At 65.9% G+C, this 9445-nt stretch carries 8 protein-coding genes; 2 read left to right on the forward strand and 6 right to left on the reverse strand.

Annotated elements, in window-relative coordinates; genetic code table 11:
• Nucleotides 1-603: 603 nt before the first annotated feature.
• The 5 genes from CCS01_RS03080 to CCS01_RS03100 all read right to left on the reverse strand — a co-directional run bounded on the left by CCS01_RS03080 (nucleotide 604) and on the right by CCS01_RS03100 (nucleotide 5413).
• Nucleotides 604-1317: an ABC transporter ATP-binding protein gene (locus tag CCS01_RS03080; protein WP_104517362.1), complete on the reverse strand. Its 714-nt coding sequence runs from the start codon at nucleotides 1315-1317 to the stop codon at nucleotides 604-606.
• Entirely contained in the window at nucleotides 1314-2069 is a 756-nt protein-coding gene (locus CCS01_RS03085) for an ABC transporter ATP-binding protein (protein ID WP_104517363.1), read from the reverse strand. Before CCS01_RS03085 ends, CCS01_RS03080 begins: the two co-directional genes overlap by 4 nt.
• Entirely contained in the window at nucleotides 2069-3043 is a 975-nt protein-coding gene (locus tag CCS01_RS03090) for a branched-chain amino acid ABC transporter permease (RefSeq protein ID WP_239991987.1), read from the reverse strand. Before CCS01_RS03090 ends, CCS01_RS03085 begins: the two co-directional genes overlap by 1 nt.
• A gap of 180 nt (nucleotides 3044-3223) precedes the next feature.
• Nucleotides 3224-4126, reverse strand: a complete 903-nt coding sequence (locus CCS01_RS03095) for a branched-chain amino acid ABC transporter permease (protein WP_104517365.1) — start codon at nucleotides 4124-4126, stop codon at nucleotides 3224-3226.
• 36 nt (nucleotides 4127-4162) lie between these two features.
• The gene (locus CCS01_RS03100) at nucleotides 4163-5413 is read right to left on the reverse strand and encodes an ABC transporter substrate-binding protein (RefSeq protein WP_104517366.1); all 1251 of its coding nucleotides are present in this window, start codon (nucleotides 5411-5413) and stop codon (nucleotides 4163-4165) included.
• Nucleotides 5414-5634: 221 nt separating this feature from the next.
• Between CCS01_RS03100 and CCS01_RS03105 the strand changes: the two genes are divergently transcribed.
• Together CCS01_RS03105 and CCS01_RS03110 are read left to right on the forward strand one after the other, a co-directional pair.
• Complete coding sequence (locus CCS01_RS03105) at nucleotides 5635-7005, forward strand: LLM class flavin-dependent oxidoreductase (RefSeq protein ID WP_158258202.1); 1371 nt, start codon at nucleotides 5635-5637, stop codon at nucleotides 7003-7005.
• A gap of 52 nt (nucleotides 7006-7057) precedes the next feature.
• A complete protein-coding gene (locus CCS01_RS03110; RefSeq protein ID WP_104517368.1) occupies nucleotides 7058-7972 on the forward strand; it encodes an alpha/beta hydrolase in 915 nt (304 codons plus the stop codon).
• Nucleotides 7973-8119: 147 nt separating this feature from the next.
• Here CCS01_RS03110 and CCS01_RS03115 read toward each other — a convergent pair whose 3' ends face one another.
• A complete protein-coding gene (locus CCS01_RS03115; protein WP_104517369.1) occupies nucleotides 8120-8509 on the reverse strand; it encodes a hypothetical protein in 390 nt (129 codons plus the stop codon).
• Between the last annotated feature and the right edge of the window lie 936 nt (nucleotides 8510-9445).

Below are 9445 nucleotides of genomic sequence, written 5' to 3' on the forward strand. Positions count from 1 at the left end.
GTCCCGGCCATCTGCGCACGAACGGCGGAGGGGTGGATGGCCGGGACACGCCCGGCCATGATGGAGAGGCAACGGACCCTTCGCCCGTTTTCCGCCATCGCGGTGCCGGCGCGCCGGCTGGCTACAGCAGACCGCAGGTCGATTGAGACAAGGCGGCGGTGCGCCCTCACCGTCATGGCCCGGCTTGTCCGGGCCACCTGTTCCAGCACATGTGCCGCGATAGGTGGCCCGGACGAGCCCTACGGGATGCACACATCTCGGAAACGGTCCGCCGCGGCGTTTCCCTTTCGTCATGGCCCGGCTTGTCCGGGCCACCTATTCCAGCACTTGTGCCACGACAGGTGGCCCGGACAAGCCGGGCCATGACGATGGGGGAACGCTCTCGGCCGTGAGGCAAGCACTTGATTTTACGGTCATTTCCGACTCGTTTCCGGGATGTGTGCATCCCGTAGGGACGAGCCGGGCCATGACGGTGAGGACAGGGGGCCTCAGTGTTCCGACCGACCTGCGGTCTGCTGTAACTCCGTGTTGAGAATCAGCCGGCGGAGCGGCGCGGGCGGATGCCGTTGCGCACCGTTCCGGCCAGCGCAGGAGCCTGTGCCGTTACATCGCCAGGTACCGGCTGCGCACCTCCCTGTTCGCCTTCAACCCGGCGATCGTGTCCCGGTAAACGATCTGCCCCTTGTCGATCACCACCGCATCGCTGGCGATCCCCAGGCAGAAATGCATGTTCTGCTCGGCGATCAGCACCGTCGTGCCGATTGAACGCAACTGCTTCAGCAGCGTGCCGATGTTGGCCACCACGATCGGCGCCAGGCCCTCGCTCGGTTCGTCCAGCAGCAGCATCACCGGGTTGCCCATCAGCGCCCGGGCGATCGCCAGCATCTGCTGCTCGCCGCCCGACAGGCGCCCGGCGATGCGGGCCTTCAGCCGTGCCAGAATGGGAAACACCTCATAAATCCGTTCCAGCGGCCAGTCGTCCTGTCCGCCCGGGCCTTTCTTGGCCGCAATGATCAGGTTGTCCTGCACGGTATGGTCGGGAAACACCTGACGATCCTCGGGGACGTAGGCGAGGCCCTGGCGCGCCATGATGTAGGGCTTGCGGCCGGTGACGTCCTGGCCGCGGAACACCACCTGGCCGCGCCGAGGCGGCGCCAGGCCGGCGATCGCCTTCATCGTCGTGCTCTTGCCGGCGCCGTTGCGGCCCAGCAACGCCAGCGTCTGGCCCTGGTGCACATCCAGCCCGACGCCGAACAGGATCTGGCTGGCGCCGTAGAACACGTCGATCGAATCGACCGACAGCACTGGGCCGGTCATGCGTCCTCCTCCGCGTCCGGGGTTCCGAGGTACGCCTCGATCACCGCGGGATTGTTGCGGATCTCATCCGGCGTGCCCTCGGCCAGCAGGCGGCCGTAGCACAGCACGCGGATCGAGGACGAAATCCCGAACACGATGTCCATGTCGTGCTCGATGAACGCCAGCGTCAGGTGCTGCTGCTGCCACAGGCGCTGCACCTTCTCGATCATCCGCCAGCGCTCCTCCGGTCCCATGCCGGCGGTCGGCTCATCGAGCAGCAGCATGGACGGTTCCAGCGCCAGGGCCAGCGCGATGTCCAGCAGCTTCTGGTCGCCGTGGGACAGGTTGGCCGACAGCGTGTCGGCGTTGTCGTGCAGGCCCAGCATCTCCGCCACCTCCATCGCCCGGTCGCGCACGCCCTGGCGCGGGAAGCGGTGGTTCAGGTCGCCCCACTGGCCGCGGTGGGCGGCGATGGCGGCCATCAGGTTCTCCGCCACCGTCATCGACGGGAAGAAGCTGGCCACCTGGAACGCCCGGCCGATGCCGCGGCGAACGATGGCGGCGCGGTCGAGGCCGGTGATGGTTTCGCCCTTGAAGACGATCTCCCCGGCATCGGGCCGGAACGCGCCGGAAATCAGGTTGAAGAACGTACTCTTGCCGGCGCCGTTCGGGCCGATGACCGCTGTCAGCGAGCCGGCGGGGAACTCCATCGTCACGTCGCTGATGGCCGCCAGGCCGCCGAAGCGCTTGGTCAGGCCACGGATCTGCAGCATCAGGAGATGCCTCCCGCTGGACGGCCGCCCAGGCGCTGGGTGATGAAATCCAGCAGCCCGCGCCGCAGCCCCAGCGCGAACAGCAGGATGATGATGCCCAGCGCCAGGCCGTAATATTCCGTCTGCCGCGTCACCACGTCGTTCAGCAGCAGCAGGATCGAGGCGCCGACCGTCGGCCCGAGGAAGCTGCCGACGCCGCCAAGCACGATGGCGAAGATCGCGTCACCGGAAATCGGCCAGTTGATCAGTTCCGGATAGGCGCCGGAGACGAACAGGCTCATGACGATGCCGCCGACGGCGGCGAACACCGCCGCCAGCACGAACACCGTCAGCTTCACCCGCCACACCACGATGCCCAGGAACGCCGCCCGGACCTCGTTGTCACGTATCATCCGCAACGACGTGCCGAAGCTGGTGCTGACGATGTGGCGCATCAGCAGCAGGCCGATGACCAGCAGGACGGCGCTGAAAATATACAGATGATACTGGTTGCCCAGGTCGATCCCCGCCACCACGCGGCGCGGGATGCCGCCTTGCAGCCCCTGGTCGCCGCCGGTCAGGCCAACCCAGGAGATGACGATGGAGTGGGCCAGCATCTGCATCGCCAGGGTAACGAACGCGAAATAGATCAGCCGCAGCCGGATGCAGATCGCGCCGACCACCACCGCCGTTGCCGCCGTCAGCAGCAGCGTCAGCACGAACGCCGCCGGCAGCGGCAGCCCGGTCTTCTGCATCAGCAGCGCGAAGGAATACGTCCCCAGGCCGTAGAACAGCCCGTGCCCGAACGACGACAGCCCGGTGTAGCCCACCAGCAGGTTCAGCGAGGTCGCGAACAGCGCCATCGAGGAACAACGGATGACGAAGTCCTGGAACGCCTTGCTCGGCAGCAGGAACGGGATGGCCGCCAGCGCGGCGATCACCAGGCAGCCGATCATGATGTCGCGCAGCGTGTGGGACCGCGTGGGCACTGACATGAGAGGTTCTGGTCGTCTCTCTATCGTCATGGCCGGGCGTGTCCCGGCCATCTGCGCTTCGACGGTTGGGGGTGGGTGGCCGGGACACGCCCGGCCATGACGGAGAGAGCGTGGCGCGGCTTTGGTCCGGCCACTGCCGGCCTCGATGGGTTAGTATCCATCGCATGCGACCAGGGCATCTTAAACGATCTCCTTGCCGAACAGACCACTGGGTTTCACCACCAGGATGATGATCATGGCGATGTACATCAGCCCGTCGGTGAACAGCGGAAAGCCGATGGTGCCGAAGCTGCGGATCAGGCCCAGGACGACAGCGGCGATCAGCGCGCCGGCGATCGAGCCCATGCCGCCGATGACGGTGACGATGAAGCTCTCGATCAGCACGGAGAATCCCATGCCCGGCGTCAGCGACCGCACCGGTGCGGCGAGGCCGCCGGCCAGCCCCGCCAGCATGCCGCCGACGGCGAACACCAGCGAATACAGCAACGTCGTGTTGATCCCCAGCGCCGAAACCATGTCCGGATTCACCGCCGCCGCGCGGATGATTTTTCCCATCCGCGTCAGCCCCAGCCCCAGCCCGAGCGCCCCGCCGATCACCAGCGCGGCGCTGATCAGCACGAGATAGAACGGCGGCACCACCCCGCCGGCGATGAACAGCGGCGGCACCTGGAACGCCGGCGGCATGCCCATGGCGTAGAAGTCCGGTCCCCAGACGATCTTCACCAGGTCGTCGCAGATCAACACCACGGCGTAACAGATCAGCAGTTGCATCAGCACGTTGGCGCCATAGACGCGGCTGATCAGGAAGCGCTCGAAGATCACGCCGAAGACCGCCATGCCGAGGCCGCCGCCCAGCACGCCCAGCACATAGCTGCCGGTGACAGCGAACACGGTGTACGCCAGGTAGGCGCCCAGCATGTAGAACGTGCCGTGAGCGAAATTGACGATCTTCAGCACGCCGAAGATCAGCGTCAGCCCGGCGGCGACCAGGAACAGCAGCATGCCGACGATCAGGCCGCTGGTTGTCTGCGTAACCACGCAGGATGCCGAGGTCACGCACCCGATGAGAGCGTCGAGATCCATCAGAATTCCAGAACAGAGATCACGCGGCCGCCCCGCTTATAGATAGCCGCTCTTCTTCTTCCACTCGGTTTCGAGTTCGGTGATCTGCCCCCAGTCCGCCGGCTCGATGCCAGTGACGAAGGGCGGCTTCGGGATCGTCGTGCCCCAGCCGATGGCATAGTCGATCAGGGTGTGGTCCTCGGCCCGCATGGTGACCTTGCCGGAGTTGCTGAACGGGCTGTCGATGGTCAGGCCCGCCAGCGCCGCGGATGCCTTCTTGCCGTCGGTGCTGCCGGCCTTCTTCACCGCCGCCTCGATGAAGCGCACCGCGGTGGCGTTCTCCCACGACCAGTTGGTTGGATAGTCGTTGTTGTTCGCCTTGCGGTAGGCCTCGTACCACGCCCGGTTCTCTTTCGTATCCGGAAAAGTCGGCAGGTAGCGGTTGGCCGACTGGATGCCGGGCGGCAGGCTCTTCACCGTGGTCAGCACCGGCAGGTCGCCCATCGCCGGGATGAAGGTTTCCATGGCGCCGAACAGCGCATAGACGTTGCCCTGGTTGATGAACGCCGACAGGTCGCCGGCGTACAGCGCGGAATACAGCGCCTGCGGCTTCGCCTGGATGATCTTGGTGATCACCTCGGTGAAGTCCGGCTGCCCGAGCTTCGGCCAGGCCTGCGTCGTCACCTGGGTATCCGGGCGGAAATGCTTCAGGAAATCCAGGAACTGCGCCGTGGTGTCGCGCCCGAAGGCGTAGTCCGGCGAGCACGTCGCCCATTTCACCAGTTTCTTCGCATCCGCCACCTTGGCCGAGTGCGCGCCGCCGACGATCGCGTCGTGCACGCCCTGCCGGGCGCAGCGGAACGCCGTCGCCACCCGCAGCTTCGGATCCGCCGTCAGCGATGACGTTTCGCTGTTTGAATGAACGCACAGCACGCCCAGGTCGCGTACCACCTCCTGCACCGCGAAGGCGCCCGAGGATGCCTCGGCGTCGAGCAGGATCTCGCAGCCGTCGGTGTTCACCAGTTCGCGCGCGACACGGGCGGCTTCCTGCGGCTTGCCCTTGGAATCCCGGTAGATCGGCTGGATCTGCCGCCCCAGCAGGCCGCCCGCGGCATTGATGCGGTCAACCTCCGGCTGGATCGCGCCGCGCGACGACACGCCAAGCAGGGCGATCGGCCCGGAGAAAATCGATTGAATGCCGATCTTGATGGGGTTGGACTGAGCGCGGGCGACCCAGGGGGCGGCCAAGGTAGCGGCCGAGGCGGCAAGGACCGTACGACGGCCCATACGGGCGGATGGCTCAGGCATGACGCTTTCCTCATTTTGTTGCCGGTACTGATCAGCGAAAACCGCACCGCCGTCAAGCCGATCGGCCGGAGGGGACGATGACCACACGTCTGGGTGAACAGACCCGATTTCCCCTTCCCGCCCAGTGCCGCCGGGGTCGAAATGCCGGCGGGTTGACAGCCCCTGCCCGGCAGGTGCCGCGCATCTTCCGGCCAAGGAATAAATATAAAGGGAGAAATTACGTGTTCGAGATTGGGGTTTTCCATAACGGCGCATCGCATTTGCCGGTGATGATCACCAAGGACGGCATCGCGGTGAACGATGGCTCGCTCAAGGACGTGCATGAAGCGGCGCAGCAGGTCCTGATCAATCAGGTCCGCCAGGGCATCCTGGCCGAAAAGCTCGGCTACCAGTCATTCTGGCTGACCGAGCACCATTTCCAGCCGGAAGGCGCGGAAATGAGCCCGAACCCGCTGTTCACCCAGATGGCGATCGCCTCGCACACAAAGAAAATTCGCCTTGGGCAGTGCGCCAACATCGTCGTGTGGCACCACCCGGTGCGCATCGCCGAGCAGATCGCGCAGCTTGACGTCATCAGCGGCGGACGGGTGGAATGCGGCATGGGCCGCGGCTACCAGCCGCGCGAGAACGAAACCCTCGGCCGCCCGTACGGCTCGACGATCCAGGACCAGGAACGCAACCGCAAGTCGTTCGAGGAAACCGTTTCGCTTATCAAGAAGTGCTGGACGGAACCATCGTTCTCCCACCATGGCGAGAACTTCTCCGTTCCGCCGACGTACACGAAATGGAACCACAAGCAGACCATCGCCTATTTCCAGATGGAAAAGGCCGGCCGCAAGCTGGACGACGTGATCTCCCTCGGCGCGCCCGACATGTATTCCGCGGGGAACCCGGTGCAGGCGACGACGACCACGCTGAAGGAACTGCAGGTCTTCCCGCAGCCGCTGCAGAAGCCACACCCGCAGATCTGGGAGCCGGTGACCAGCGCCCGCTCGTTGAAATGGGCGGCGGAAAACGGCGTCAACGGCGTCATGATCGTCGAGCCGAACGATCGGCTGAAGAAGAACATCGATATTTATTACGAGGCCGCCGAAAAGGCCGGCTGGCCCGACATGCTGGACCGCGGCGCGTTCAAGTACGGCTGGGACGCCCGCAAGCGCCGCGGCATCATGACCAGCCGCTACATCCACATCACCACGCCGGGCAAGGAAAAGCAGGCGATGGACCGGGCGGCAAAGGCGATGGAGCTGCAGTTCGACTACTACGGCCCGTTCGGCTTCGGCGCCGTGGTGGCAAGGCTGGACGAGCCGATGTTCGACCTGAACAAGAAGGTCACCGCCGAGATGCTGCGCGAGCGGGAGATCGCCATCCAGGGATCTAAACAGTTCGTTATCGACAAGATCATGAAGATGAAGCACGAGATCGGCTATGACGATTTCTGCTTCCTGGGCTGGTTCGAGCTCGGCGGCTTCGAAGGCCGCGAGGTCGAGGACCAGATGCAGCTGTTCGCCGAGGAGGTCATGCCGGTGATCGCCCGCGAATGCGGCGGCAAGGTGGAACTGCCGGAGCGCGGCTACAACTACACGGCCTGACCACGCCGGGCGGCCAACGGCGGCCGCCCGTTTCATAAGAAAACAAGAGGAAATGATGGCAAGCAAGCAGAGCGAGCAACTGGACACCCTCTACAAAAGCTGGATCGCCGCGCTCGGCGCCAATCCGGAAATGCCGCTGGACGAACTGCGCGCGATGTTCGAGCACTGGGGCGACGTCACCGCCGAACCGGGCGGCGTCGATTACATCGAGGTCGATGCCGGCGGCGTGCCCGCGCTGTGGGCGACACCGAAGGGCTGCGCGCAGGACCGCGTGCTGCTGTGCGCGCACGGCGGCGGTTACGTATGCGGATCGATGTACACGCACCGCAAGGTCTATGGCCATTTCGCCAAGGCCATCGGCTGCCGCGCGCTGATCGTGCACTACCGCCGCGCGCCGGACCACGTGCACCCGGCCCCGGTGGACGACATGGCCCGCGCCTACAAGTGGCTGCTGGACCAGGGGATCGCGCCGAAGCACATCGCCCTGACCGGGGATTCGGCCGGCGGCGGCCTCGCCATCACCACGCTGCTGCGGGCGCGGGAGCAAGGGCTGCCGATGCCGGCGGCGACGATCCCGCTTTCGCCGTGGCTGGACATGGACGGCACCGGGGCTACCTTCGAAACGAACAAGGAGAAGGACGTTCTGGTGATGCGCGAGATCATTCAGAACATGGCAGCGACGTTCCTGGGCGAGAAAGGCAATAAGCAGGACCCGCTGGCGAACCCCCTGCGTGGCGACCTGCGCGGCCTGCCGCCGGTGTACATCCAGGTCGGCGGCTACGAAACGCTGCTGAGCGACAGCCAGAACCTGGCCGAGGCGGTGCGGCGCGCGGATGGCGACGTGAAGATCGACGTCTATCCCGAGATGCAGCACGTCTTCCAGTTCCTCGCCGGCACGGCGCCGGAGGCTGACAAGGCAGTCCAGGACATCGCCGCCTGGGTGAAGCCGAAACTGGGGCTGAAGTAGCCGGGGACGGCCGGGCGAGCGACGAAACGACCGGCTCGCCCGGCCATTTGTTGTACTCACGCCATGACCAGGGCATGCGACGGTCGCCCGGACAGACCAGGCCATGACGTTACAGCAACGGCTGCCGCCGTCTCAATGCCTGTGCGGCTACGTCCTCGCACGAACGCCCGGCATCGCGCCTTGCCGCGTCCCCGGGGCCGGCATGGCCACGGTGGCCGGGCTGCCGCCGTCCCATTCGATCTCGGTCCAGGTTTCCGCCAGGAACTGCTGGTCGGGCACGGCGTAGGGGTGGAACGAAAGCACGTCCTCGTCGGTGGCGAACACCGGCTGCCCCCAGTGCCTGAAGCCGGCCGCCTGGGCGTACAGCGCCAGCAGTTCCGCGTCGCCGCAGGTGGACAGGCGCCAGACCTCGGACAGGAAGCGGCCGAAGTCCGCGTCGTTGCCGAAGCGGGTGCTCCAGACACGCTGCACGACGCCCAGCACATTCGGCAGTGTCGGCTGTCGCCGGATCGCCGCCAGGGCAGCTTCGGTTTGCATGGCATCCCCTCCCGGACACGCGCGCGAAAGGCCCGGAATGAGCCTCCGCCACAGCCACCGAAGGGCAGCGTCACCCCGCAGGTGACCCATCCACAGGCTAGTCCGCCGCGCGGATGGTTTCAAGCGGCCGCAACACGTTGCCCTGCGGCGGGCCGGCGCCGCCGATCGTTCGCGGCGGGATCATCTGGGTCCGGACCGGCAGCAATCGCGGGTGAGCATCGCCGCCTTGTTGCGCCCGCATGGCGCGCCGGGGGGTGGAGCCGCGGCGGATGCGACCAGCGTCATCCGGAAACGTTCGTGCCTGCTGATCGTTCCGCAGTTTTCAACACGGAGGAAGAACGAAGAATCACAAAGGGCCACGAAAACCGGACCTTGCTGACAGATCAGGCTCTGACCAAACGCATGATCGGTCCGGGCCTGCCCGGATGCGTTCATGCGCCTGCCTGAAGGACGGCCTGCGCCGCTTCATTGCTCGGCTCGTTCACACCTCTTCGTGGCCCTCGGCGGTCCTTCGCTTTCCTACCATGAAAATACGCTTCGGGACGCTTGTTCGCGAGCGTCATGGCCCGGCTTGTCCGGGCCACCCGTCGCGGCATAAGTGCTTGAACAGGTGGCCCGGACAAGCCGGGCCATGACGGGGTGGCATCGATCTCGCCCATTTTCGGCCATTGCGGTGCCGGCGCGCCGGCTGGCTAACTCCGTGTTGAAAAGCGGTCGCCAATCCAGGCTCCGCCGCCGCCTTCGACCCGCCCGGGACGACCGTACCGCCCGGGCAAGGTCCGCAAAAGCGGCTTCTCCGGCAAGCGGTGCTAGTACACCTCGCCGGAAGAACGAACCCCATTTCGACGGCCGCTCACGCAGCGAGCGGCTTGCCGGTCATGGTCCACTTGAACGGCTTGGCGAGGGTGCGGTTGAAGTAGGCGATGAAGGCCTCGA

It is taken from the genome of Rhodopila globiformis, assembly GCF_002937115.1.
Classification (GTDB): Bacteria; Pseudomonadota; Alphaproteobacteria; order Acetobacterales; family Acetobacteraceae; genus Rhodopila; species Rhodopila globiformis.

Excerpts from the sequence above, each read along its gene's own strand:
- CCS01_RS03080 (WP_104517362.1), bottom strand. The coding sequence starts at position 1,317 with ATGACCGGCCCAGTGCTGTCGGTCGATTCGATCGACGTGTTCTACGGC.
- CCS01_RS03085 (WP_104517363.1), bottom strand. The coding sequence starts at position 2,069 with ATGCTGCAGATCCGTGGCCTGACCAAGCGCTTCGGCGGCCTGGCGGCC.
- CCS01_RS03090 (WP_239991987.1), bottom strand. The coding sequence starts at position 3,043 with ATGTCAGTGCCCACGCGGTCCCACACGCTGCGCGACATCATGATCGGC.
- CCS01_RS03095 (WP_104517365.1), bottom strand. The coding sequence starts at position 4,126 with ATGGATCTCGACGCTCTCATCGGGTGCGTGACCTCGGCATCCTGCGTG.
- CCS01_RS03100 (WP_104517366.1), bottom strand. The coding sequence starts at position 5,413 with ATGCCTGAGCCATCCGCCCGTATGGGCCGTCGTACGGTCCTTGCCGCC.
- CCS01_RS03110 (WP_104517368.1), top strand. The coding sequence starts at position 7,058 with ATGATGGCAAGCAAGCAGAGCGAGCAACTGGACACCCTCTACAAAAGC.
- CCS01_RS03115 (WP_104517369.1), bottom strand. The coding sequence starts at position 8,509 with ATGCAAACCGAAGCTGCCCTGGCGGCGATCCGGCGACAGCCGACACTG.